This is a genomic window from Brevundimonas sp. (genome assembly GCF_035561115.1).
Taxonomy (GTDB): domain Bacteria; phylum Pseudomonadota; class Alphaproteobacteria; order Caulobacterales; family Caulobacteraceae; genus Brevundimonas.
Window position 1 is genome coordinate 38,812 of record NZ_DATMYH010000089.1, and the last position, 22,646, is coordinate 61,457.

At 68.3% G+C, this 22,646-nt stretch carries 23 protein-coding genes; 15 read left to right on the forward strand and 8 right to left on the reverse strand.

What is annotated here, in order from left to right:
* Positions 1–87 precede the first annotated feature (87 nt).
* Positions 88–636, forward strand: a complete 549-nt coding sequence (locus tag VN378_RS11645) for a DUF2061 domain-containing protein (RefSeq protein ID WP_325743742.1) — start codon at positions 88–90, stop codon at positions 634–636.
* Between the two features lie 3 nt (positions 637–639).
* Here VN378_RS11645 and VN378_RS11650 read toward each other — a convergent pair whose 3' ends face one another.
* Positions 640–1,635: a hypothetical protein gene (locus tag VN378_RS11650; RefSeq protein WP_325743743.1), complete on the reverse strand. Its 996-nt coding sequence runs from the start codon at positions 1,633–1,635 to the stop codon at positions 640–642.
* A complete protein-coding gene (locus VN378_RS11655) occupies positions 1,632–2,342 on the reverse strand; it encodes an RlmE family RNA methyltransferase (RefSeq protein WP_325743744.1) in 711 nt (236 codons plus the stop codon). Before VN378_RS11655 ends, VN378_RS11650 begins: the two co-directional genes overlap by 4 nt.
* A 68-nt stretch (positions 2,343–2,410) precedes the next feature.
* On the opposite strand from VN378_RS11655, the gene VN378_RS11660 reads away from it, so the two are divergent.
* Positions 2,411–2,875, forward strand: coding sequence for a peptidylprolyl isomerase (locus VN378_RS11660; RefSeq protein WP_325743745.1), 465 nt, complete (start codon positions 2,411–2,413; stop codon positions 2,873–2,875).
* 4 nt (positions 2,876–2,879) lie between these two features.
* Positions 2,880–3,455, forward strand: a complete 576-nt coding sequence (locus VN378_RS11665; protein ID WP_325743746.1) for a phosphohydrolase — start codon at positions 2,880–2,882, stop codon at positions 3,453–3,455.
* On the opposite strand, the gene rnd is transcribed toward VN378_RS11665, so the two are convergent.
* Entirely contained in the window at positions 3,456–4,604 is a 1,149-nt protein-coding gene (gene rnd / locus VN378_RS11670) for a ribonuclease D (RefSeq protein WP_325743747.1), read from the reverse strand. It lies immediately after the preceding gene.
* 80 nt (positions 4,605–4,684) lie between these two features.
* Between rnd and purM the strand changes: the two genes are divergently transcribed.
* The 4 genes from purM to VN378_RS11690 all read left to right on the forward strand — a co-directional run bounded on the left by purM (position 4,685) and on the right by VN378_RS11690 (position 9,923).
* Positions 4,685–5,734: a phosphoribosylformylglycinamidine cyclo-ligase gene (gene purM, locus VN378_RS11675; protein WP_325743748.1), complete on the forward strand. Its 1,050-nt coding sequence runs from the start codon at positions 4,685–4,687 to the stop codon at positions 5,732–5,734.
* Positions 5,735–5,802: 68 nt separating this feature from the next.
* Positions 5,803–7,182 carry a M20/M25/M40 family metallo-hydrolase gene (locus VN378_RS11680; RefSeq protein WP_325743749.1) on the forward strand — a complete coding sequence of 460 codons (1,380 nt, stop codon included), beginning with the start codon at positions 5,803–5,805 and terminating at the stop codon, positions 7,180–7,182.
* Complete coding sequence (gene purN, locus VN378_RS11685; RefSeq protein ID WP_325743750.1) at positions 7,182–7,787, forward strand: phosphoribosylglycinamide formyltransferase; 606 nt, start codon at positions 7,182–7,184, stop codon at positions 7,785–7,787. Before VN378_RS11680 ends, purN begins: the two co-directional genes overlap by 1 nt.
* A gap of 72 nt (positions 7,788–7,859) precedes the next feature.
* On the forward strand, positions 7,860–9,923 hold the full coding sequence (locus tag VN378_RS11690) for a M13 family metallopeptidase (protein WP_325743751.1): 2,064 nt from the start codon (positions 7,860–7,862) through the stop codon (positions 9,921–9,923).
* A gap of 71 nt (positions 9,924–9,994) precedes the next feature.
* Here the strand turns inward: VN378_RS11690 and VN378_RS11695 are convergent, their stop codons facing one another.
* Positions 9,995–10,210 carry a glycine zipper 2TM domain-containing protein gene (locus VN378_RS11695; protein ID WP_325743752.1) on the reverse strand — a complete coding sequence of 72 codons (216 nt, stop codon included), beginning with the start codon at positions 10,208–10,210 and terminating at the stop codon, positions 9,995–9,997.
* Positions 10,211–10,360: 150 nt separating this feature from the next.
* Here VN378_RS11695 and VN378_RS11700 point away from each other — a divergent pair, with 150 nt between their 5' ends.
* Positions 10,361–10,612 carry a helix-turn-helix transcriptional regulator gene (locus VN378_RS11700; RefSeq protein ID WP_325743753.1) on the forward strand — a complete coding sequence of 84 codons (252 nt, stop codon included), beginning with the start codon at positions 10,361–10,363 and terminating at the stop codon, positions 10,610–10,612.
* Between the two features lie 5 nt (positions 10,613–10,617).
* A complete protein-coding gene (locus VN378_RS11705) occupies positions 10,618–12,366 on the forward strand; it encodes a SulP family inorganic anion transporter (protein ID WP_325743754.1) in 1,749 nt (582 codons plus the stop codon).
* Between the two features lie 7 nt (positions 12,367–12,373).
* Here VN378_RS11705 and ndk read toward each other — a convergent pair whose 3' ends face one another.
* Entirely contained in the window at positions 12,374–12,793 is a 420-nt protein-coding gene (gene ndk / locus VN378_RS11710; protein ID WP_325743755.1) for a nucleoside-diphosphate kinase, read from the reverse strand.
* Between the two features lie 182 nt (positions 12,794–12,975).
* On the opposite strand from ndk, the gene VN378_RS11715 reads away from it, so the two are divergent.
* From VN378_RS11715 to mutL, 3 genes are all read left to right on the forward strand, one after another.
* Positions 12,976–14,862 (forward strand): ABC-F family ATP-binding cassette domain-containing protein, encoded by a 1,887-nt coding sequence (locus VN378_RS11715; RefSeq protein ID WP_325743756.1) that lies wholly within the window; start codon positions 12,976–12,978, stop codon positions 14,860–14,862.
* Position 14,863: 1 nt separating this feature from the next.
* Positions 14,864–15,103, forward strand: a complete 240-nt coding sequence (locus VN378_RS11720) for a DUF2164 domain-containing protein (RefSeq protein WP_325743757.1) — start codon at positions 14,864–14,866, stop codon at positions 15,101–15,103.
* 490 nt (positions 15,104–15,593) lie between these two features.
* Positions 15,594–17,471, forward strand: a complete 1,878-nt coding sequence (mutL, locus tag VN378_RS11725; RefSeq protein ID WP_325743758.1) for a DNA mismatch repair endonuclease MutL — start codon at positions 15,594–15,596, stop codon at positions 17,469–17,471.
* Positions 17,472–17,503: 32 nt separating this feature from the next.
* Here mutL and VN378_RS11730 read toward each other — a convergent pair whose 3' ends face one another.
* The gene (locus VN378_RS11730) at positions 17,504–18,991 is read right to left on the reverse strand and encodes a DUF262 domain-containing protein (protein WP_325743759.1); all 1,488 of its coding nucleotides are present in this window, start codon (positions 18,989–18,991) and stop codon (positions 17,504–17,506) included.
* 171 nt (positions 18,992–19,162) lie between these two features.
* Between VN378_RS11730 and VN378_RS11735 the strand changes: the two genes are divergently transcribed.
* Together VN378_RS11735 and VN378_RS11740 are read left to right on the forward strand one after the other, a co-directional pair.
* Positions 19,163–19,621 (forward strand): low molecular weight protein-tyrosine-phosphatase, encoded by a 459-nt coding sequence (locus VN378_RS11735; protein WP_325743760.1) that lies wholly within the window; start codon positions 19,163–19,165, stop codon positions 19,619–19,621.
* Positions 19,622–19,804: 183 nt separating this feature from the next.
* Positions 19,805–20,080, forward strand: a complete 276-nt coding sequence (locus VN378_RS11740; protein ID WP_325743761.1) for a YjhX family toxin — start codon at positions 19,805–19,807, stop codon at positions 20,078–20,080.
* On the opposite strand, the gene rsmD is transcribed toward VN378_RS11740, so the two are convergent.
* Both rsmD and VN378_RS11750 read right to left on the reverse strand, forming a co-directional pair.
* On the reverse strand, positions 20,063–20,638 hold the full coding sequence (rsmD, locus tag VN378_RS11745) for a 16S rRNA (guanine(966)-N(2))-methyltransferase RsmD (protein WP_325743762.1): 576 nt from the start codon (positions 20,636–20,638) through the stop codon (positions 20,063–20,065). The two genes, VN378_RS11740 and rsmD, sit on opposite strands and share 18 nt — an antisense overlap.
* A 3-nt stretch (positions 20,639–20,641) precedes the next feature.
* Positions 20,642–22,135 (reverse strand): pseudouridine synthase, encoded by a 1,494-nt coding sequence (locus VN378_RS11750; protein WP_325743763.1) that lies wholly within the window; start codon positions 22,133–22,135, stop codon positions 20,642–20,644.
* Between VN378_RS11750 and tadA the strand changes: the two genes are divergently transcribed.
* On the forward strand, positions 22,124–22,609 hold the full coding sequence (tadA, locus tag VN378_RS11755) for a tRNA adenosine(34) deaminase TadA (protein WP_325743764.1): 486 nt from the start codon (positions 22,124–22,126) through the stop codon (positions 22,607–22,609). The genes VN378_RS11750 and tadA overlap by 12 nt on opposite strands.
* The last annotated feature ends 37 nt before the right edge of the window (positions 22,610–22,646 follow it).

Here is a 22,646-nt window from a genome sequence, read left to right on the forward strand (position 1 = left end):
TGGAACCGCAAGGGCCGCCCGCCCTTATCGCCACGATAAGAACAATTGGCTTGCCGGATGCGGCGCCGGCCCCACATCTGGAAGTCCATGGTCCGCACGCTCATCAGCACCGCCCGCCGCCTCGCGCTCAAGATCGCGAGCTATGGCGTGATGCACCTGGTCGTCGCCGTGCTGGTGGCCTTCGCCATCACGCGCGACTGGCGGCTGGCGCTGGCGGTCGGCGTGGTCGAGCCCTTCTTCCAGACCATCGCCTATTCGGTGCACGACCGCGTCTGGCATCGGATCGAGCGGCGGAAGATGCTTTCGGGGCTGGAAGAAGCGTCGGAAGCCTTCACCGCCCGCCTTCAGATCATGGTTCCCGAGGAACAGACCCGCGCCCACGGCCACCATGGGCACAGCCACGCCCTGCCCCGCTCGTTCAGCCAGATCGCGCTCAAGTCCGTCACCTATGGCGTGATGCATTTCGTCGTGGCGGTGACGGTGGCCTGGGCCCTGACCCAGAATTGGCGCGTGGCCCTGGCCATCGGCGTCATCGAACCGCTGGTGCAGACGGTGTTCTTCACCGCCCACGACCGTATCTGGACGCGGATCGAGACCAGGAGGGCCCGGCGGGCGGCGGACCTGGCCTCGGCCTGACGCTCAGGGCTCCAGGAAGCCGGTCGTCGAACAGCCCGGCCGGACCCTGCCCGCCCGTCCCCCGGAGTCCCGGCACATGAGGCCGCGCAGACCCAGCACCTGGGCCGGAAACCGCTCGGTTTCCCACACCACCCGGTCGCCGCGGACGCCCAGCAGGCCGATGTCCGAGCCGTTGCTATGGCCCGGACCCAGTTTGACGGCGACGATGGCGAAACCGGGATCGGCGGGATCGCGATAGACCCGGACCCCCTTCGTCCCCGCCGCAAAGGCGTCCACGTCCTGCGGCAGGACCGAGCCGGGCTCGACCGAGGCCAGCAGGGCGCCGCCCTCGCGGTCCGCGCGCGCGGCCTCCGAGCGTTGGAAAGGCACGGCGACGAGGAACGGCAGGCCGATCATGGCCCAGATGATGTCGGTGCCGATGTCGCCGCTGCGGACCGGGGGACGGTTCGGAAGCGGGCCGCAGAGGCTGGCCACCGAAAGATCTGCCGGCGCCGTGGGCAGGCGATCCAGGACGCCGAGGCCGTCGGAGGCCGGCAGGCGCCCCGGCGCCGCCAGCCATGGCGACTGGAGTGACCGTGCCCGACCGAACGCCTCCAGGCTCTCGCGGGTCGCCCGATCCGTCCCGCCGGATCGCAGGGGCTCGGGATGAACGCCGGCAAGACGGCCGTTCTCGAACACCAGATAGCCTCTGTTCCGCCGCGCGAGCCGGGTGCGCGGCCGGCCCTCGACATTGTCGGGATCGGAAACCTCGGGGAACCCCGTGACGCAGCTTTCGCCCGCCGGCGCGACCCGCCAGAAGCGCATCGCCGGATAGATCTCGACGGCGCGTCCGCCCTCCGCGATGCGGAAGGCGTCCGCCGCGACGGGATCAGGCGCTGCGCCGAGAGCGGCCGCCACCTGGCCCGGCGTCTGGCCCAGCAGATCGGCGACCGGAACGCGGGTTTCCCGCTCGGGCGCCGCCTGAAGGGCGACGGACAGCAGGGCCGCGACCAGGCTCATCGCTTGTTCAGCGCCACGAGGAAGACCTCGGCGCTGTCCTTCCGGCTGGAGGCAGGCTTGACATATTTGACCGTCTCGAACCCGGCGCGCAGCCGCGCCAGAACGCCGCCGGCGTCGCCGCCCTGGAAATTCTTGGACACGAAATGCCCGCCCGGCCGCAGGGTCCGCAGGGCGAAGTCGGCGGCGATCTCGATCAGGGCGATGATCTTCAGGTGATCGGTCTGGCGGTGGCCGACGGTGTTGTGGGCCATGTCGGACAGGACCAGATCGGGCGCCCCGCCCAGCAGGTCCATCATCTGCTGATCGACGCCCGGATGGGTGAAGTCGGCCTGGATCATGATGGCGCCGGGCACCGGCTCGACCGGCAGCAGGTCGACGCCGACCACAGAGGTAGCGCCGCGCTTGACCGCCACCTGGGCCCAGCCGCCCGGCGCGGCGCCCAGGTCGATGACCCGGCTGCCGTGTTTGATCAGGTGAAACCGATCGTCGATCTCAAGCAGCTTGAACGCCGCCCGGCTGCGCCAGCCCTCGGCGCGGGCCCTCTCGGACCATTTGTCGGAGAGCTGGCGTTTGATCCACTGCTGACTGGACATCGACTTGGTGTCCGCCGTCTTCATCTTGGTGCCCATGCCGCGGCCGGCCGCGGTCCCGCCCGAGGGCGGTCGCACCATCCGTCTGCGTTCTGCGGGCTTTTCTTCGTCGCTCATCGCATCCACATAGCCCCCGACGGGATTGCGGGCTATGCACCCGCGACAATTCACAAGGAGCGCGCCCGATGGCCGACGAAACCCTGACCTTCACCCTCGACACCGGCGACGGCGTCGACCGCGACGTCGTCATCAAGCTGCGCCCCGACCTGGCCCCCGGCCACGTCGCCCGCATCACCGAACTGTCGAAGGAAGGCTTCTATGACGGCGTCGTCTTCCACCGCGTCATTCCGGGCTTCATGGCCCAGGGCGGCGATCCGACCGGCACCGGGACCTCGGGCTCGAGCAAGCCGAACCTGAAGGCGGAGTTCTCGAAAGAACGCCACGCCCGCGGCGTCTGCTCCATGGCCCGCACCTCGGATCCCAACAGCGCCAACAGCCAGTTCTTCATCTGCCTGGACGACGCCTCCTTCCTCGACGGCCAGTACACCGTCTGGGGCGAGGTCATCGAAGGCATGGACAACGTCGACGCCCTGCCCAAGGGCGAACCGCCCCGTTCACCGGGCAAGATCGTCAAGGCGACGGTGGCCTGACCACATGATCTCCGGTGCGGTTCGCGATGAGCTGATCACGCGCTACGGCGAGCCGCACCGGCGCTACCACACGATGACGCACATCGAGGACTGTCTGGCCCAGGTCGCGGCTTCGACGGATTTCTCGGATGAAGACCGCAGCCTGATGGACGCCGCCATCTGGTTTCACGACGCGATCTATGACGCGACACGGCACGACAACGAGGCCGAAAGCGCGAAGCTGGCGGTCGAGCGGCTGTCGGCGGCAGGCGCCGAACAAGCCTTCATTCACGAGGTCAGCCGCCTGATCCTGCTGACCGCGGGCCATTCAGTGGCCCCTGACGACGCCATCGGCGCGCGGCTCGTCTCCATCGACCTGTCGATCCTCGGCGCGTCGCCCGAGCGTTATGACGCCTACGCCGCCGCCATTCGCTACGAATACGGACATGTGCCCGAGCCCCTGTACCGGGCGGGACGCGCGGCGGTCCTGGGTCGCTTCCTCGAAAGCGGGCGGCTGTTCGCGGATCCGGTCTGGGCCGAACGGTTCGAAGCGCCGGCGCGGGCCAATCTGTCCCGCGAGATCGCCGCCCTGACGGCCTGACTATTCGATCTCCACCACCTCGACCCGGGCCCCGTTCAGGACCAGGGCGATCTCGCCGCGCTTGAGCTTCAGCGCGTCCTCGCCGAACAGCTGACGGCGCCAGCCCTTCAGGGCGTCGACGTCGGCCTCGTCGTCCAGGGCGATCTTTTCCAGGTCGGCGACATTGGCCAGCAGCTTGGTCGCCACCCCGGCGTTGTCGCTCTTGGCCTTCAGCAGCACCTTCAGCAGTTCAACCACCGAAGGCGGCGCCGGCTGGTTGTGGGCCGGACGTTCCAGCTTGGGTGCGAAGGCCTCGGGATCGGCCAGCACCCGCTTCAACTCGGCCGACAATTCGACGCCCAGTCGCGAGGCGCCGAAGCCCTTGGGCACGGAACGCAGTCGGTTGAAGGCGTCGGGGTCGGTCGGACCCTGGGCCGCGATCTCGTCGATGGCCTCGTCCTTGAGGATGCGGCCGCGCGGCTGGTCGCGCTCCTGCGCCGTGCGCTCGCGCCAGACGGCGGTGGCGACGAAGGCCGACAGGTATCTGGCCGAGAATTTCTTGGGCTTCAGCCGCTTCCAGGCCTTGTCCGGATCGGTGTCATAGAGGGCCGGATCGGTCAGATCCTCCATCTCGGCCATGACCCAGTCCAGACGACCCTCCTTCTGCAGCCGGTCGCGCAGCTTCGGATACAGGGCCGCGAGGTGGGTGACGTCGCCCAGCGCATAGATCAGCTGCGCGTCCGACAGCGGCCGGCGGGCCCAGTCGGTGAAGCGGCTGCCCTTGTCAACTTCCTGGCGCAGCATCTGACGGACCAGCGCCTCATAGGAGACCTGATCGCCGAAGCCCGCGGCCATGGCGGCGACCTGGGTGTCGAACATCGGCCTGGGCATGGCGCCCAGTTTGACGAAGATTTCCGTGTCCTGACGCGCGGCGTGGAAGACCTTGATGATCTTCGGATCGCGCAGCAGGTCGAGGAAGGGCTCGAGGTCCAGACCCTCGGCCATGGGATCGATGATGGCCGCGTCCGTGGCCGACGCCGCCTGGATCAGGCACAGGCGCGGCCAGTAGGTCGTCTCCCGCATGAACTCGGTGTCGACGGTGATGAAGGGCTGGTCGGCCAGGAGCTTGCAGAAATCGCGAAGCGCCTCGGTGGTGGTGATCGGCGTCATTCGGATGCTATAGCCCCGCGCGACAGGGTTGTGGCAAGAGCCGCCGCAGAAAACCTCCCACTGATTCAGGCCCGTGACCGATGAGCGACACCTCCGATTCCCGGAAAGACGGCCTCAGGAACGGCCTGACCTATGCGGATGCGGGCGTGGACATCGACGCCGGCGAGATGCTGGTCGACGCGATCAAGCCGCTGGCGAAATCGACCCGCCGCCCCGGCGCCGAGGCCTCGCTGGGGGGATTCGGGGCGCTGTTCGATCTCAAGGCCGCCGGTTTCGAGGACCCGCTGATCGTCGCCACCACCGACGGCGTGGGCACCAAGCTGAAGATCGCCATCGAGACGGGCCGCCATGACGGCGTCGGGGTCGATCTGGTCGCCATGTGCGTCAACGATCTGCTGGCCCAGGGCGCCGAGCCGCTGTTGTTTCTCGACTACTATGCCACCGGCAAGCTCGAGATCGACGCCGCCAGACGCGTCGTCGCCGGCATCGCCGAAGGCTGCCGTCAGGCCGGCTGCGCCCTTGTGGGCGGCGAAACGGCCGAGATGCCGGGCATGTACCAGGGCGGCGACTACGACCTGGCCGGCTTCTCGCTGGGCGCGGTCGAACGCGGGCACGCCCTGCCGTATCTGGACCGGCAGGCGGCGGGCGACATCATCATCGGCCTGGCCTCGTCCGGTCCGCACTCGAACGGCTATTCGCTGATCCGCAAGGTGGTCGAGAAGTCCGGTCTGTCGTGGGGCGACGACGCCCCCTTCGCCAGGGACCGCACCCTGGCGCAGGCGCTGATGGAGCCGACGCGCATCTATGTGAAGCCGGTGCTGCCGCTGATGAAGGCGGGGCTGATCAAGGGCGCGGCGCACATCACCGGCGGCGGCCTGATCGAAAATCCGCCGCGCTGCATCGCCGACGGCCTGCAGGCCAGCTTCGACTGGGACGCCTGGCCCGTGCCGCACGTGTTCCAGTGGCTGGGCGAGGTCGGCGGCATCTCGGATCATGAGCTGCGCCGGACCTTCAACTGCGGCGTCGGCTTCATTCTGGTGGTCGCGCCCGAAAACGCCGAGCCCGTTCTCGCCGCCTTGCTGAATGCGGGAGAAGTCGCCTTCGTCTGCGGCCAGCTGGAAACGGTCTGATCCTGCGCCGTTGACCCGAAGGTGAGGGCCCGGCAAGGTCCGCGCCTTCCCAGCAAACGAGGTCGCCGATGCGTGTGCTTTCTGTCGCCCTGACCGGACTGATGCTGCTGTCCGCGACAGGCGCTTCGGCCCGGACCGCCATCCAGGAACAGGCGCTGCTCCATCGTCTGGCGGGCGACGTCCAGCCGGAGCGGATGCGGGCTGATATCGAGGCCCTGGTCGGCTTCGGCACCCGTCACACCCTGTCCGAAACGCAGTCGGACACGCGCGGCATCGGCGCGGCGCGGCGCTGGGCGCAAGGACGGTTCGAGGCCATCAGCCGGGATTGCGGCGGCTGCCTGACCGTCGTCACCCCTTCGGACACCGTCACCGGTCCGCGGGTGCCGACCCCGACCGAGGTGGTCGACATCGTCGCCATCCAGCGCGGCACGGGTGATCCGAACCGCGTCATCATCATCTCCGGCCATATCGATTCGCGCGTCACCGACGTGATGAACTTCACCGCCGACGCCCCCGGAGCCAATGACGACGCTTCCGGCGTCGCCGCGGTGCTTGAGGCGGCGCGGGTGCTGTCGAAACACAAATTTGATGCGACCCTCGTCTTCGCCGCCCTGTCCGGCGAGGAACAGGGTCTGCTGGGCGGCAAGATCCTGGCCGACTACGCCCAGGCCCAGGGCTGGCGGGTCGAGGCCAATCTGAATAACGACATCGTCGGCAATTCCGAAGGCCAGTCCGGCGTGCGCGACACCACCCGCGTCCGCGTCTTCTCCGAGGGGACCAAGACCGTCGAGACCGAAGCCCAGGAAGAGCGCCGGCGCTACAACGGCGGCGAGGTCGACTCTTCCTCCCGCAACCTGGCGCGCTTCGTCGACGGGATCGCCGACCGCTACCTGGCCAATTTCGACGTCGAGATGATCTACCGCACCGACCGCTACGGGCGCGGCGGCGACCAGGTCGAGATGCTGCGCCACGGCTTCCCGGCCGTGCGCATCTCCGAAGGAGCCGAGAACTACGACCGCCAGCACCAGGATCTCCGCACCGAAAACGGCGTGGAGTACGGCGACACCATCGAGGGCGTCGACTTCGGCTATCTCGGTCAGGTCGCGCGGCTCAACATCGTCAGCATGGCGGCCCTGGCCAACGCTCCCGCCACCCCGCTGGGCGTGACCATCGAGGGCGCGGTCAAGCCCGACACCACCATCAAATGGCAGGCCGTGCCGGGCGCGGCGGGCTATCGCGTCTGGTGGCGCCCCACCACCGCCCCCCAGTGGACGCACAGCCGCTGGGCCGGGTCCGCGACGGAGCTGGTGCTGCGCGACATCGTCATCGACGACTGGTTCTTCGGCGTCTCGGCGGTGTCGGACGACGGCTACGAAAGCCCGGTCGTCTTCCCGGGCCCCGCCGGCTCGTTCGTCTCGGTCGGCGACCCCGCCCCGCCGGCGCGCTGATGTCGAACCGCCGTCCCGGTCCCGTTCGCGTGGCCGTCCTGATCTCGGGCGCCGGCTCCAACATGGCGGCGCTGATCGACGCCGGGCGGCAGGCCGGCGCGCCGTTCGAGGTCGCCCTGGTCCTGTCCAACAAGCCTGAAGCCGGCGGTCTGGCGGTCGCCGAAGCCAAGGGGATCGCGACAGCCGCCGTGGATCACCGGCCGTTCGGCAAGGATCGCGAGGCGCACGAACGCGCCGTCGACGTCGCCCTGACCGCCCATGACATCGAGGTCGTCGCCCTCGCCGGCTATATGCGACTGCTGACTCCGTGGCTGGTGGGGCGCTGGGCGGGGCGGATGCTGAACATCCACCCCAGCCTGCTGCCCAGATATCCCGGCCTGGACACCCATGTCCGCGCCATCGCGGCGGGCGACGCCGAGGCCGGCTGCTCGGTTCATCTGGTGACCGAGGGGGTGGACGAGGGACCGGTGCTGGCCCGGGCGACGGTTCGCGTGCTGGCCGACGACACGCCGGGCTCGCTGGCGCAGCGGGTGCTGGCGGCCGAACATCGCCTCTATCCGCACGCCCTCGCCGACTTTTGCCGGGCCTGGATTAGAAGTTCGTAATATCCCGCCTTTCCCCGCGACAGGGACGACGGCGTGAGGCAGCTTGCGGCCCGAATTCAAACGGGGGCCTTCATGTCCAGACTCAACCTCATGGCCTGCGCCGCCGGCGCCGCCCTTCTTCTGGCCGCGGGCGTCGCCCAGGCCCAGACCGCGCCGCCGATCGTGGAGATTCCCTCCGCGACCCAGGCCCGGATTGGCGAATTCGGTTTCGACACCGGCGGCATGGACACGGCCGTGCGGCCGGGCGTCGATTTCAACCGCTTCGCCAACGGCGTCTATCTCGACACCCATCCGGTCCCGGCGGACAAGTCGGCCTACGGCATGTTCCACATGCTGAACGACCGCTCGCAGGAAAATCTCAAGGCCCTGATCGAGGAAAGCGCGGCCAGTCCGTCCTCGACGCCGGAGGCGGAACGCATCGGCGCCTGGTACGCCAGCTTCATGGACGAGGCGACGATCGAGCGTCTCGGCGCCAGCCCGCTCCAGGCCGACCTGGACGAAGTCCGCGCCGCCGACACCCGTGAAGAGATCGCGGAACTGATGGGCCGCACGCACAAGGGCTTCGGCAGCACCCTGTTCGGCGCCGGCATCTTCGAGGACCTGAAGACGCCCGACCGCAACGCCCTGTATCTCAGTCAGGGGGGCCTCGGCCTGCCGGACCGCGACTATTATCTGGAAGAGCGGTTCGCGCCCCAGAAGGCGGCCTATCAGGCTCATGTGGCCACGGCCCTGACCCTCGCCGGCTGGCCGAACGCCGAACAGGCCGCCGCCGACGTGGTCGCCTTCGAGACGCGGATCGCCGAACAGCACTGGACCCAGGTCGAGAGCCGGCAGATCGACAAGATCTACAATCCCACCACCCTGGCCGAACTGGCCGTCTCCGCGCCGGGCTTCGACTGGGCCGCATGGGCGCGAGGCGCTGACATCCCCGCCAACCAGACCGTCATCGCCACGAACAACACCGCCTTCCCGGGCATGGCCAATGTGTTCGCCGGGACGCCGATCCCGACGCTGCAGTCGTGGCAGGCCTTCCACGTCGTGCGCCAGGCCTCGCCCTATCTGTCAAAGGCCTTCGTCGACGCCAATTTCGACTTCTTCGGCAAGACCCTGAGCGGACAGCCGGAGAACCGTCCTCGCTGGAAGCGCGGCGTGGCCCTGGTGGACGGCGGTCTGGGCGAGGCCCTGGGCAAGGAATATGTCGCGCGCCACTTCCCGGCCGAGGCCAAGGCCCAGATGGAGGCCCTGGTCGCCAATCTGCGCCTGGCCATGACCGCGCGGCTGGAGAACCTGGACTGGATGAGCCCGGAGACAAAACAGCAGGCGCTCTACAAGATGAGCCGCTTCGGGGTGAAGATCGGCTATCCTGACCAGTGGCGCAGCTATGACGGGCTGCGCCTCGTCCCCGGCGACCTGTACGGCAACGTCGAACGGTCCTCGGCCTTCGAATGGGCCTGGAACCTGGGCAAGCTGAACAGGCCGGTCGATCCCCTGGAATGGGGCATGACGCCCCAGACGGTGAACGCCTACTACAACCCGCCGCGCAACGAGATCGTCTTCCCGGCGGCCATCCTTCAGGCCCCCTTCTTCGATCCGAACGCCGACCCGGCGGTCAACTACGGCGGCATCGGCGGAGTGATCGGCCACGAGATCACCCACGGCTTCGACGACCAGGGCCGCAAGGTCGACGGCGACGGCGTGTTGCGCGACTGGTGGACGGCCGAGGACGCCGCCAGGTTCGAGGAGCGGGCCCGCGTCCTGGGGGCCCAGTATTCGGCGCTCAGCCCGCTGGAGGGCGCGACCGTCAACGGCGACCTGACCATGGGCGAGAACATCGCCGACCTGGGCGGCCTGCTGATGGCGCTGGACGCCTATCACATGTCGCTGAACGGCCAGCCGGCGCCGGTCATCAACGGCCTGACGGGCGACCAGCGGGTCTTCCTCGGCTGGGCCCAGGTGTGGCGCTCGAACCGTCGCGACGAGTCGCTGCGCCAGCAGGTGACGGTCGATCCCCACGCGCCGGAGCAATACCGGGCCGCCGTGCCTCCGCGGAACATCGACGCCTGGTACGCCGCCTTCGGCGTGGAGCCGGGCGACGCCCAGTACCTCGCGCCGGAGGCGCGCGCCCGCATCTGGTAGGCAGCGCGGCGCAAACGACGACGGCCCCGGGCGAGCGATCGCCGGGGCCGTTTCAATTTCGCCGGACGCGCCTAGTTCGGACGGCGGCGCGGCGGCGTGGTGACAGCGCCCGCGACGGCGCCTGCAGCCGCGCCCGCGACGGTCGAGCCCGTGTTGCCGCCGATGGCCTGCCCGACGACGGCGCCGCCGATGGCGCCGGTGGCGGCGCGCTGTTCCATGGTGGAGCCGCAGGCCGACAGCAGTGTCAGCACGGCGGAGACCGGCGCGAGTTTCAGAATCGGTTTCATATCAAGGCTCCTTGGGGAGAGGGCCCGGACAGAACGCCCGGCGAAGGGCGGCGGTTCCGGCGCCCGGACCTCCAGAACCCGGCGCCCGGTCTTGTGGCGGAGACTCTATCTCTCTGGTGTGGTATATGATCTATCAATAGAGAGGTTTTGATGATCACTGGCCCCCAGATCCGCGCCGCCCGAGCCCTGCTGGGAATCGACCAGCGCGAGCTGGCCCGCCTGTCGGGCCTGTCGACCCAGACCATCCAGCGGATGGAGGCCTGCGAGGGCTCGGTCCGGGCGGTGGTAGACAGCCTCGAAAAGGTGATGACGGCGCTCTCGGACGCGGGCCTCGAACTGATCGTCGAGGGCGCGCCCAGCCAGGGCGTCGGCCGCGGCGTCCGGCTGATCGGCGGGAAATAGCGGCCATGGGAAACGACTGGAAGCTGTTCCTGCCCAAGACGATCACCGTCCTGCGCCAGGGCTATGGCCCGACGGACTTCCGCGCCGACACCTTTGCCGGCCTGACCGTCGCGGTGGTCGCCCTGCCTCTCGCCATGGCCCTGGCCATCGCCTCCGGCGCGACGCCCGAGGTCGGGCTGATCACGGCCGTCGTCGCCGGCTTCCTGATCTCGGCCCTCGGCGGCAGCCGGTTCCAGATCGGCGGCCCCACCGGCGCCTTCGTGGTCATCGTCTACGGGGTCATCTCGAAATACGGCTACGACGGCCTGCTGATGGCAACCCTGATGGCCGGCGGCATACTGATCGTCGCTGGCCTGGCCCGCGTCGGGACCCTGATCAAATACATCCCGGATCCCGTCACCACCGGCTTCACCAGCGGCATCGCCGTCATCATCATGGCGAGCCAGATCAAGGACATCCTCGGCCTCAAGGCCGCCGCCGTCCCCGCCGAACTGATCCCCAAGCTCCAGGCCCTGTGGGCCGTCCGCGACACGCTCAGCCTCCCGGCCTTCGGCCTGTCCGCCGCCTGCGTCGCCGCCATCCTGCTGCTGCGCCGCCATGCCCCGCGCCTGCCCGGCTTCCTCATCGTCACGGTTCTGGCCGCCGGCGTTGTCGCCCTGACCCAGTGGCCGGTCGAGACCATCGGCTCGCGCTTCGGCGAGATGAACGCCCGCCTGCCCGTCCCCAGCCTCGCCTTCTGGCGCTGGGACAACGCCATGGAGCTGCTGCCCAGCGCCCTGACCATCGCCCTGCTGGCCGGGGTGGAATCCCTGCTCTCGGCGGTGGTCGGCGACCAGATGACCGGTCGCCGCCACCGCTCCAACGTCGAGCTGGTGGCCCAGGGCGTGGCCAATGTCGCCTCGGCGGCGGTCGGCGGCCTGCCGGCCACCGGGGCCATCGCCCGCACCGCGACCAACATCCGCTCCGGCGCCCGCTCGCCGGTGGCCGGCATGCTGCACGCGGTCTTCCTGCTGCTGTTCATGCTGCTGCTGTCGCCGGTGATGAAGCTGGTCCCCATGGCGGCGCTTGCAGCCATCCTCGTGGTGGTGGCGCTGAACATGGCCGAGGCGCACCGCTTCCGCCTGATCCTGCGCACTTCCAACGGCGACCGCGCTGTCCTGCTGGCCACCTTCGGCCTGACGGTGCTGGTCGATCTGACCGTCGCCATTGAGGTCGGCATGGTGCTGGCGGCCTTCATCTTCATGCACCGCATGGCGGGCCTCGCCTCGATCGAGGGCGGTCCGCCGATCATCGAGGGCGATGAGGACGACCTCGGGTCCCGCCGGGGCGGTCGCTATACGCCCAACCAGGGCCTTCCGGCCGACATCGGCGTCCTGACGTTCCGGGGTCCGCTGTTTTTCGGCAGCGCGGCCGTGGTCAAGGACGCCCTGGACCGGATCGGCGCGCGCAGGCGCATCTACATCCTCCGGCTCGAGGACGTGCCGCTGCTCGACCCCACCGGCGCCTTCGCCCTGGGCGATCTGCTCAAGCGGCTGCTGGACGAAGGCGACGAGGTGCTGATCGTCGGAGCCGGACACGGCGTCCTGCGCGCCCTGCTGCAGACCGTTCCCAAGCCGGTGCTGAAACGCGTCCGCTTCGTGCGGACCTTCGAAGCGGCGCGCAGACGGGCGCTCGGCCGGTCGGACGGTCCGGAAAACGAAGCGGCCGGCCCCCCGTCAGGAGAACCGGCCGCCGGTCAGACTACGACGGGGTGAACCCGGCTCAGCCGACGATCTGGTCGTCGGTGAAGAACTGGGCGATCTCGATGCCGGCGTTCTCGATCGAGTCCGAACCGTGGACCGAGTTCTCCCCGATCGACAGGGCGAACGACTTGCGGATCGTACCGTCGGCGGCATCCTTCGGATTGGTCGCGCCCATGACCTCGCGGTATTTGGCCACGGCATTGTCGCCTTCCAGCACCTGCACCACGACTGGCTCGGCGGTCATCTGGCCGACCAGTTCGCCGTAGAACGGGCGCTCGGCGTGGACTTCGTAGAATTTCTTGGCTTGCGCATCGGTCAGCTTGACGCGGCGCTGGGCGACGATGCGCAGGCCGGCGGCCTCGATCACGGCGTTGATGGCGCCCGTCAGGTTGCGGCGCGTGGCGTCGGGCTTGATGATCGAGAAGGTGCGTTCGGTCATGGAGGTGACTTCTTGTTGGGAGATTGAGGGTCGCGGGCTTATAGACGCGCCCTCCGCCCTTTCCAAGGCGTCCCTGATGCGCGCGGCGCGGCCGCTCGCTGCTTGAGGGACGATCCCATTCCACCCTGTCGCTCACCGCCTGTCGGGGGGCCATCCTCGCCTACCGGACCCTCGTCTTCGCCATGCTCCAGATCACCGACCTGACCTTCAACGCCTGGGGCCGCAAATTCCTCGAGGACGCCTCCGTCTCCCTGCCGCCCGGCGCCAAGGTCGGGCTGGTGGGCCGCAACGGCATCGGCAAGTCGACCCTGTTCAAGCTGATCCTCGGCGAACTGGCCGCCGGCGGCGACGAGATCAGCCTGCCGAAAACCGCCCGCATCGGCTCGGTCGATCAGGAGCACCCCGCCACCCCCGTCAGCGTGCTCGAAACCATCCTCGAGGCCGATGAGGAACGTCACACCCTGCTGGGCCGGCTCGAAACCGCCGAGCCCGAGGAGATGGGCGAGATCTGGACCCGGCTGATCGAGATCGACGCCGACGCCGCCCCCGCCCGCGCCGCCGAAATCCTCGTCGGCCTCGGCTTCGACCAGGAGAACCAGCAGCGGCCGATGTCCGAGTTCTCGGGCGGCTGGCGCATGCGCGTCGCCCTCGCCGCCGCCCTGTTCGCCGAGCCGGACATGCTGCTGCTCGACGAGCCGACCAACTACCTCGACCTCGAGGGCGCCCTGTGGCTCGAGGCGCGGCTGAAGAAATACCCGCACACCGCCCTGATCATCTCCCACGACCGCGAGATGCTGAACGAGGTCTGCACCCACATCCTGCACCTCGCGAACCGGACGCTCGAGCTCTACACCGGCAACTACGACCAGTTCGAAAAGGCCCGCGCCGAAAAGGCCCGCCTGCAGATGTCGGCCAAGGCCAAGCAGGACGCCGAACGCGCCCACCTCCAGGCCTTCGTCGACCGCTTCAAGGCCAAGGCCTCCAAGGCCGCCCAGGCCCAGTCGCGGATGAAGCGGCTGGCCAAGATGCAGCCCGTGGCCACCACCATCGAGGAGCGCGTCGCCCCCTTCATCCTGCCGTCGCCGCCGCGCCCCCTGGCCCCGCCCCTGATCCGGCTGGAGCGCGCGAATGTCGGCTATGAGCCGGGCAAGCCCATCCTGCGCAATCTCAACCTGCGCATGGACCTGGACGACCGCATCGGCCTGCTGGGCGTCAACGGCGCCGGCAAGTCGACCTTCGCCAAGATGATCGCCGGGGCGCTCAACGTGTCCGAGGGGGAACTGCATCGCGATCGCAAGATGCGCGTCGGCTGGTTCCACCAGCACCAGATCGAGGCCATGGACCCGACCGACACGCCGCTGGAGATCATCCGCCGCGCCATGCCCGACGCCCCCGAGAGCGCCCGCCGCTCCAAGCTGGCGCAATGGGGTCTGGGCTATGAGAAGCAGGAGACCACCGTCGCCAGCCTGTCCGGCGGCGAGCGCGCCCGCCTGCTGCTCAACCAGGTGGCCATGGACGCGCCGCACATCCTGATCCTCGACGAACCGACCAACCACCTCGACATCGACAGCCGCCGCGCCCTGCTCGACGCCCTGAACGACTATTCCGGCGCCGTCATCCTGATCACCCACGACCGCTCGCTGATGGAGATGGTCGCCGACCGCCTGTGGCTGGCCGCCGAGGGAACGGTGAAGCCGTGGGACGGCGACATGGACGACTATGCGAAATACGTCCTCGACCGCGCCAAACAGGCGGCGGTCAAGCCGAGCCAGATCAAGGACGAGACGGCCGCCGCCGCGCCGGCGCTCAACAGCAAGGGCAAGAAGAACGACAGGAAATCAGGCCCTTCCCCCTCGACCTTGCGTCACGCAGTGAAGAAGGCCGAGGAGCGGATGAGCCAGCTCACCGCCGAGATCGCCCGCATCGACGACGACATGGCCAACGCCTCGGTCAGTAATCCCAAGGCGCTGGAGGGCCTGACCCGCGCGCGGGCGAAAACCCAGTCCGACCTCGACGCCGCCGAAGCCGCCTGGGTCGCGGCGGAGGAAGCCCTGGCGGAGGTCAGTTGAAATGAAACCCATCCAGTTCAGCCGCGAGGAGACCGCCGACATCACGGCGAAGCTGAGGGCATATTTCCGCGACGAGCTGGAGACGGACCTCGCCGCCCTGCCCGCCGAAATGCTGCTGGACTTTCTGGGGCGCGAGATCGGACCGTTCTTCTACAACCGCGCCGTCTATGACGCCCAGGCCGTGGTGGCGAAGAAGGCCGAGGACATCGTGGAGGCCCTCGCGGGTCTGGAGCGGGGCTAGGCTGAGAGCGCCTGAGCGCACGGCCACTCCGTCTCCTCCCCACGCAGTGGGAGGGGGACCCCGAAGGGGTGGAGGGGTGGAAGCAGAGCGCACGATCAACGCCCCTCCACCGCTTCGCGGTCCCCCTCCCCATTCGCTTCGCGAACAGGGAGGAGACAATGTGCGCAATCCGCCGCCAGCCATACAGGTTGCAGACGCCAACCCTTTGATCTGGTGCGGTATCCGGGAACAGGCAGCGTCATTTCGTAGCCGCACGAACCTCCCGTGCGACACTCTCCCCGTCCGTCGCGCACGGCAGGCGCAAGGGCCTTGCGTCCTTTCGCGGGGGATGTGGAGAAGGGGGCCTGAGTGACGACAGAGTCCGCCGAGTCCGAATTGTCCGCTGTTTTTCGAGCGGACTCCCGTCGGGAACACCCGGAGTCCCATGTGGCCGAAGTGTCCATCGTTTCTCTACTTCCGGATGACGGAAAGCGGCATACTTGCGAATCCCATGCTCATCCGCCGCCTCCCCCCTGAAACGGTCAACCGCATCGCCGCCGGCGAGGTGGTCGAACGCCCGGCCAGCGCCATCAAGGAGCTGGTCGAGAACGCTCTCGACGCCGGCGCCACCCGCATCGAGATCCAGGCCGACGGCGGCGGTCTGAGCCGGATCCTGATCGCCGACGACGGGCATGGCATGGCGGCCGACCAACTGGCCCTCGCCGTCGAGCGCCACGCCACCTCCAAGCTGGAGCCGGATGACGCCGGCGATGTCGACCTGCTGCGCATCCACACGCTCGGCTTCCGCGGCGAGGCCCTGCCCTCCATCGGCTCGGTGGCGCGCCTGACCATCACCAGCCGGCCCCGCGACGGCGGCGAGGCCCATCAGATCACGGTCGAGGGCGGCGACCAGCGGCCGGTGGCGCCCGCCGGCTTCCCCGGGCCCCACGGCGCCCGCGTCGAGGTCCGCGACCTCTTCTACGCCACCCCCGCCCGCCTCAAATTCATGAAGTCCGAGCGGTCCGAGGCCATGGCCATCTCGGAAGAGATCAAGCGCCAGGCCATGGCGCACGAGGGCGTCGCCTTCACCCTCGACCTCGACGGCAAGACCACCCTGCGCCTGCCCGCCGAACATCCGGGCGACGCCGGCCGCCTCAAGCGTCTCGCGGCCCTCCTCGGCCGCGACTTCGAGGCCAACGCCCTGCTGATCGACCAGTCGAGGGACAATGTCCGCCTGACCGGCTACGCGGGCCTGCCGACCTACAGCCGCGGCAACGCCGGCCACCAGTACCTCTTCGTCAACGGCCGTCCGGTGAAGGACCGGCTGCTGCAAGGGGCGCTGCGCGGCGCCTACGCCGACTTCCTCGCCCGCGACCGGCATCCGGCGGCGGCGCTGTTCCTCGAGATCGACCCGCTCTACGTCGACGTGAACGTGCATCCCGCCAAGGCCGAGGTCCGCTTCCGCGACCCCGCCCTGGTCCGCGGACTCATCGTCGGCGCCCTGCGTCACGCCCTGGCCGGCGCCGGCCACCGCGCCTCGACCACGGTGGCGGCGGACGCGCTGGCGGGCTTCCGGCCGCACGCGGGCGTGTCGTCCGGACCCGCCTTCAGCCCGTCCTCACCCTCGGCCCAGGGCTGGAGCGGCTGGCAGGGCTGGGCTGCTCCAGCCAGCGCGAATGCCCAGATCATTCCGGGACTTAACGACCGGTCGGCGCGCGTCGAGTCCGGCGCCGGGGACAACGAGGATTTGCGCTACGGAATCGCGGGGAATTCGGCGACGCCGGAGTCGCACTCCGAGGATATGAGAGACTATCCCCTCGGCGCCGCCCGGGCGCAGCTGCACGGCACCTATATCGTCGCCCAGACCCGCGACGGCCTCGTCGTCGTCGACCAGCACGCCGCCCACGAACGCCTCGTCTATGAGCGGATGAAGGTGCAGATGGCGCGCGGCGCGGTGACACGTCAGGCCCTGCTGACCCCCGAGGTCGTCGAGCTCGACCCGGCCGAGGCCGCGCGCGTCTCGGCCCGCGCCGACGAACTGGCCGAACTGGGCCTGATCGTCGAACCGTTCGGCGCCGGCGCCGTGCTGGTGCGCGAGACGCCCGCCCTGCTCGGCGACACCGACGTCCAGGGCCTGATCCGCGACATCGCCGACGACCTCGCCGAGCACGGCGCGGCCCTGGCCCTGTCCGAGCGGCTCGGCGAGGTTTGCGGCACCATGGCCTGCCACGGCTCGGTCCGCGCCGGGCGCATGCTCTCCGGCCCCGAGATGAACGCCCTGCTGCGCGAGATGGAGGTCACCCCCCACTCGGGCCAGTGCAACCACGGCCGTCCGACCTATGTCGAGCTCAAGCTGGCCGACCTGGAGAAGCTGTTCGGGCGATGTTGAGGGAGGCTTCACCTATCGAGATGGCCAACCACCTAACTATTGGTCAGCAGAAGTGTTTCGAGATCGCTTCTGATTGCTCGCAGTAGGTTGAGCTGCAGTACCGGAAACTGAGCCGGCGCCGCGACCGCAGGAGAAGAAGCGCCAGCATACGCCGCGAATACGTCTCCGTGCTTCTTCTTCTTTTTGGCGACAGACTTTGTGTCGCCGTGATCGGTATCGTGCTGGAGTTCGGTGCGTAGGGTGTTCACATCCTTGAAGGACGTCGGCTTATCTTCGATTTTCGAGCCCGCTCCCTCCCACAGGAGGAAATAAAGGTTTTCGATCAAAACTTTGTAGGCCTCATAGCTTCCGGCCGATTCACCAATCATTGATTGGGCGCTAGCCGTTTTACTGGTCGCCTTGAAAAGATCCGACCCATTCTTCGCCGAATAGGCCTCATTTATCGCCGCGATATCCGCGCGAATTTGTTTCGCGACGGCCCCAATCTCGTTGTCGAAATTCGCGGCGGATACAACGTCGGCATCCGCGGTTTCGAGAAACTCGGGCACCGCTTGGAAAAGCTTCCGTAAAAGCACTTGATTGCGGACAATCGGCCCAGCTTTAACGTTTGAATTTACGCTCCGCTGGAAGGCGATGAGATCTCCATCCGTGGCGTCTTGCCCTTTCTCAACCTCCTTCGCGAGTGCCGTGACGAAGCTTCCGGCGAACTGGCCGATTTGGGCCTCTTTTCCCTTCAAGCTACCTGACTTCTGCAGTTGGCAGACCATCGTGATGAAAGACTGGGTGATTGAACGGCTTCGAAAAACCTTGGTGCCGGAAGGGACGCCAGCCGCGAGAGCGTCGAGCGCGGCCTTGATCCGCTTGGCCACCTGAGACTGATCTGAGAAGTTCGAGTTCGCCTCGAAAACCTGCCTCACGTCCTGATAGCGAACACCGGTTCCAATGCCTTCGATTTCAAGAGTTGCGACTTTCGCCATGACATCAAAATGCGCGTAGCGGCGATCCGCAAAAGCGACCCGGTTTTTGAAGAACGGATGTCCAGCCGATTTCTTGCAAAACGCCTTCAGTTTGCTGGGTATCGCGTTAAGTTTCTCGCTCGAGTTCAGTTGTAGACCGTTTTGTAGCCGCTGGAAAAACTCCATCAGCTCATCGTCAGATGCATCGGTGATTTCGTCGAAATCGATCTCAAAGTCGTCGACTTGATCTGACGTCTCGGCACTGAGATCACCGTAGGTCGCGCCACCGAATTCCTTCGCGGTTTCTTCGGAAAGGGACAGGTCGCCCGACAGAAACTCGAAGATAGTAGCAAGCCTCTGCTGACCATCAACCACCTCGTAAGTCTGCGGTCCGGTCACCATGAAGTAGAATTTCGGCAGCCGCCACCCTCTGAGGATCGAGTCGATCAGCTTCTGTTTTCGTGCGGTGTCCCAGACTTCATCCCGCTGCCATTCTGGAATTTCGTAACGGTCGCGCCGCTTGAAAATCTTGTCGAGCTCTCGCTTATCAGATGTGATCTTCATCTAGGCCTCGTGTCGTTCCTTCTCATGGCTACAACGTTATCGTCACTGCCGAAAGGTCAATGCAATCATTGCGAGAGACGGCAGTGCCTACGCTTGAGTGGACTCACGGGCATCGACCCGCGTTTGTCGTGCCGATTCAACTAGCTCCCTTCCTCTTTCCGGGCCCGCGTTATGCCCTCCATCCTCTTCGTCTGCCTCGGTAACATCTGTCGGTCGCCGCTGGCCGAGGGTGCCCTGCGCGCCGAAGCGACCCGGCTCGGTCTCGAACTGATCGTCGACTCCGCCGGAACCGGCGACTGGCATGCCGGAGAGCCACCGGACGAGCGGGCGCAGGCCGTCGCGCTGCGCCACGGCGTCGACATCTCAGCCCTGCGCGCCCGTCAGGTCCGGCTCGCAGACTTCCGCCGCTTCACCCATGTGATCGCCCTCGACCACGACAATCTCGCCAAGCTGCGCAAGCTCGCGCCGGCGGATGCGACCGCCGAACTCAGCCTGCTGCTGGACCATGTCGAGGGCCGTGAGGGTCAGGCCGTCGCCGACCCCTGGTTCGGCGACGCCGCCGGTTTCGAGGTCACCTGGGCCGAGGTGACAGCGGCGGCGCGAAAGCTCGCCGCGCGATTGCGCCTCTAGCGCCAGAACCGCGACCTGCGCTATGTCGCGCCGTCCAACCCTCGGGATCACCCCGACAGGAAGCCCATGTCCGAGATTGCCCGAAAGGCCTGAGGCCGACGGTGCATAACCGTCGAAGCCTCTGATCACCCGCCGGCGTGACTGCGCCGGCGAGAGCCTTCACGCATCCACGGACTTACCCAAATGAACATCTCCCGAGCGGAGCAGCGCACGCTGCACGCCCTGGCGCAGGGCGGCGCGATCGTCCTCGAACGCGACGCCGACGGCCGCATCCTGCGCGCCGACTGTTTCACCCGCGACGGCTATCTGCTGACCGACTGCAATCTGTCGGTCTGGAGGAAGCTGAAGACCAAGGGGCTGATCGCCTCGCTCGGCGGCGGACCCTACCGGGTCAACCGCGACGGCCTGGCGCGCCTGCGCAGCCAGCTCGACAACCGGGTCTCAGCCCGCCGTTGGTGAAACCCTGAGAAAAAGGACGCGCGCGGCGCCGTAGTCGCGCGCGTCCAGCCGTTCATAGCCGGGCGTGTCGGTCTCGGGCTCGTCCGAGCCGCGCTCGAACACGACCACAGCCCCGGGCTTCAGCCAGTTGCCTTCCAGCAGTCGGAGAAGCGTCTGCTCCCCCAGCCCCTTGCGATACGGCGGATCGAGGAAGGCGAGATCGAAGGCCTCGCCATCGGAACCGGGCCGGCCGCCGAGGTCGGTGGCGCTGCGCCGGTGCACGCGCGTCCGGCCCATGACGCCATAGGCGTCCGCATTTTCGCGAATGGCCCCGCGCGCCTCCTCGTCCGTCTCGACGAACAGGGCGAAGGCCGCGCCCCGGCTGATGGCCTCGAAGCCCAGGGCGCCCGAGCCGGCGTACAGGTCCATGACCCGCATCCCCTCCAGCGGCTCGGCCCAGGCGGCATGCTCCAGCACGTTGAAGATGGCCTGACGCGCGCGGTCGGAGGTCGGGCGCGTGCCCTCCCCTTCCGGCGCGACGATGGACCGGCCCTTCAGAGTCCCTGCGACGATCCGCACGGGTCAGCCCCTGGAGCGGGGACCGCGCGGACTGCCGCGCCCGCCGGCGGGGCCGGCGCCCGGACGCGAACCGCCCGGCTTGGAGAAGCCGCCGGGCCGGTCGCCGGACTTGCCCGCGAACGGCGGCTTGGCGCCCGGCTTGCGGTCGAACGAACGCTTGTCGCCGGGCCGGTCATCGGACCGCGCCGCCGGCCGCGCGCCCGTGCGGGCGTCGCCGCGCGGACGGTCGATGAACTGGTCCTCGCGCGGCTTGAACACCCTCTTGGGGCGTTCGCCGGCGGGCTCGGCGCCCTCCGGCCGGGCGCGCGGGGCGAAACTCTTCTTCGGATGCTCGAATTTCGGTCCCGCCTTGGCCCAGCCTGCCTTCTTGGGCGGCCGTGCGGCGCGTTCAGCGGCGGCGTCGGCGGCGGCTCCGGCGGCGCGGACGCGGCTGGGCTTGCGCGACGGATCGGAGATGGCCGAGCCCGAGGCGCCCTTGACGATCGGGGCCGAGGTGCGGCGGCCCGGGATCGGCGCCGGCGTGGCGACCGTATTGCCCTGGGGCAGGCTCTCGGGCCGGATATGCTGGGCCAGCAGTTCGCGGATCACCCGCGGACCGACCTCCTCGACCGATCCCGTCGGCAGGGTGCCCAGCTGGAACGGACCATAGGCCAGGCGGATCAGCCGGTTCACCGTCAGGCCGAGATGCTCCAGCACCTTGCGGACCTCGCGGTTCTTGCCCTCGGTGATCGAGACGCTGATCCACAGGTTGGCCGGGGCGTTCCCCTCACTCTCCCTGGCCTTGTCCAGGGTGGCCTCGATCGGGCCGTAGCGGATGCCGTCGACGGTGACGCCGTCCTTGAGAGAATCCAGCTGCAGCTGGCTGACCCGGCCCCGGGCCCGGGCCCGGTACTGACGCACCAGTTCGGTCGTCGGCAGCTCCAGCGCGCGGCTCAGCTCGCCGTCATTGGTCAGCAGCAGCAGGCCCTCGGTATTCAGGTCGAGGCGGCCGACCGAGATCACGCGCGGCAGGCCGCTGGGCAGGGCGTCGAACACCGTCGGGCGGCCCTGCGGGTCATTGTGCGAGGTCATCAGGCCGGCGGGCTTGTTGTAGCGCCAGACGCGCGTCGCCTGGGCCGAGCCGATCGGCTTGCCGTCGACGGTGATGACGTCGTCGCGTGTGACCAGAACCGCCGGCGTGTCGAGGATCTTGCCGTTCACCGCCACCTTGCCTAGGCCGATCAGCCGTTCGACCTCGCGGCGCGAGGCGATGCCGGCCCGGGCCATGGCCTTGGCGATCCGTTCGCTGCGCCTGGGACCCTCATCGGTCTTCGGTCCGGGCTTGCCGTCCCTGGCGAAGGGCTTGCCGCCCGGTTTGCCGAAGGACTTGCCGCCCTTGGGCGGACCGCGGTCGTCGCCGCCCTCGGCGCGCTTGACATAGGGTTTGCGGGGACCGTCGCGGCTGTCGTCTTGACGCGGGCGCGGCTTCTTGTCGTTGTCTCGGGGATGGCTGGCCATGATGAGCGGTTCATGCACATGGCCTTGGCGTGTGCGCAAGCGGCGGCGGACGCGGGAGAGACTCCCGTAGGCTGCGTGATCGTCGACGAATCCACCGGAGATGTGGTCGCGGAGGGTCGAAACGGCCCCATCGGCGCGCATGATCCCACCGCCCACGCCGAGATCATGGCGATACGCTCAGCCGCCGCGAAACTGGGAAATTACCGCCTGACGGGCCTGACCCTCTATGTGACGCTGGAACCCTGCGCCATGTGCGCCGGGGCCATCAGCCACGCCCGGATCGGTCGGGTCGTCTGGGGCGCGGACGATCCCAAGGGCGGCGCAGTAGCGCACGGACCGCGCTTCTTCGAACAACCGACCTGTCACTGGAAACCCGCTGTCGAGGGCGGCGTGCTGGCCGCTGCAGGGGGCGACCTCCTGCGCGACTTCTTCCGCGCCCGGCGCAAAGGAACGGCGGCTCCCGACGCACGTTAGTCCGCAGGGCCCTACGGCTCCGCTTGTTAGAAGGTCT

What these genes read in the sequence shown, in the direction of transcription:
- VN378_RS11645 (WP_325743742.1), top strand. Translation starts at nt 88, where the DNA reads ATGGTCCGCACGCTCATCAGCACCGCCCGCCGCCTCGCGCTCAAGATC.
- VN378_RS11650 (WP_325743743.1), bottom strand. Translation starts at nt 1,635, where the DNA reads ATGAGCCTGGTCGCGGCCCTGCTGTCCGTCGCCCTTCAGGCGGCGCCC.
- VN378_RS11655 (WP_325743744.1), bottom strand. Translation starts at nt 2,342, where the DNA reads ATGAGCGACGAAGAAAAGCCCGCAGAACGCAGACGGATGGTGCGACCG.
- VN378_RS11660 (WP_325743745.1), top strand. Translation starts at nt 2,411, where the DNA reads ATGGCCGACGAAACCCTGACCTTCACCCTCGACACCGGCGACGGCGTC.
- VN378_RS11665 (WP_325743746.1), top strand. Translation starts at nt 2,880, where the DNA reads ATGATCTCCGGTGCGGTTCGCGATGAGCTGATCACGCGCTACGGCGAG.
- rnd (WP_325743747.1), bottom strand. Translation starts at nt 4,604, where the DNA reads ATGACGCCGATCACCACCACCGAGGCGCTTCGCGATTTCTGCAAGCTC.
- purM (WP_325743748.1), top strand. Translation starts at nt 4,685, where the DNA reads ATGAGCGACACCTCCGATTCCCGGAAAGACGGCCTCAGGAACGGCCTG.
- VN378_RS11680 (WP_325743749.1), top strand. Translation starts at nt 5,803, where the DNA reads ATGCGTGTGCTTTCTGTCGCCCTGACCGGACTGATGCTGCTGTCCGCG.
- purN (WP_325743750.1), top strand. Translation starts at nt 7,182, where the DNA reads ATGTCGAACCGCCGTCCCGGTCCCGTTCGCGTGGCCGTCCTGATCTCG.
- VN378_RS11690 (WP_325743751.1), top strand. Translation starts at nt 7,860, where the DNA reads ATGTCCAGACTCAACCTCATGGCCTGCGCCGCCGGCGCCGCCCTTCTT.
- VN378_RS11695 (WP_325743752.1), bottom strand. Translation starts at nt 10,210, where the DNA reads ATGAAACCGATTCTGAAACTCGCGCCGGTCTCCGCCGTGCTGACACTG.
- VN378_RS11700 (WP_325743753.1), top strand. Translation starts at nt 10,361, where the DNA reads ATGATCACTGGCCCCCAGATCCGCGCCGCCCGAGCCCTGCTGGGAATC.
- VN378_RS11705 (WP_325743754.1), top strand. Translation starts at nt 10,618, where the DNA reads ATGGGAAACGACTGGAAGCTGTTCCTGCCCAAGACGATCACCGTCCTG.
- ndk (WP_325743755.1), bottom strand. Translation starts at nt 12,793, where the DNA reads ATGACCGAACGCACCTTCTCGATCATCAAGCCCGACGCCACGCGCCGC.
- VN378_RS11715 (WP_325743756.1), top strand. Translation starts at nt 12,976, where the DNA reads ATGCTCCAGATCACCGACCTGACCTTCAACGCCTGGGGCCGCAAATTC.
- VN378_RS11720 (WP_325743757.1), top strand. Translation starts at nt 14,864, where the DNA reads ATGAAACCCATCCAGTTCAGCCGCGAGGAGACCGCCGACATCACGGCG.
- mutL (WP_325743758.1), top strand. Translation starts at nt 15,594, where the DNA reads ATGCTCATCCGCCGCCTCCCCCCTGAAACGGTCAACCGCATCGCCGCC.
- VN378_RS11730 (WP_325743759.1), bottom strand. Translation starts at nt 18,991, where the DNA reads ATGAAGATCACATCTGATAAGCGAGAGCTCGACAAGATTTTCAAGCGG.
- VN378_RS11735 (WP_325743760.1), top strand. Translation starts at nt 19,163, where the DNA reads ATGCCCTCCATCCTCTTCGTCTGCCTCGGTAACATCTGTCGGTCGCCG.
- VN378_RS11740 (WP_325743761.1), top strand. Translation starts at nt 19,805, where the DNA reads ATGAACATCTCCCGAGCGGAGCAGCGCACGCTGCACGCCCTGGCGCAG.
- tadA (WP_325743764.1), top strand. Translation starts at nt 22,124, where the DNA reads ATGGCTGGCCATGATGAGCGGTTCATGCACATGGCCTTGGCGTGTGCG.
- VN378_RS11750 (WP_325743763.1), bottom strand. Translation starts at nt 22,135, where the DNA reads ATGGCCAGCCATCCCCGAGACAACGACAAGAAGCCGCGCCCGCGTCAA.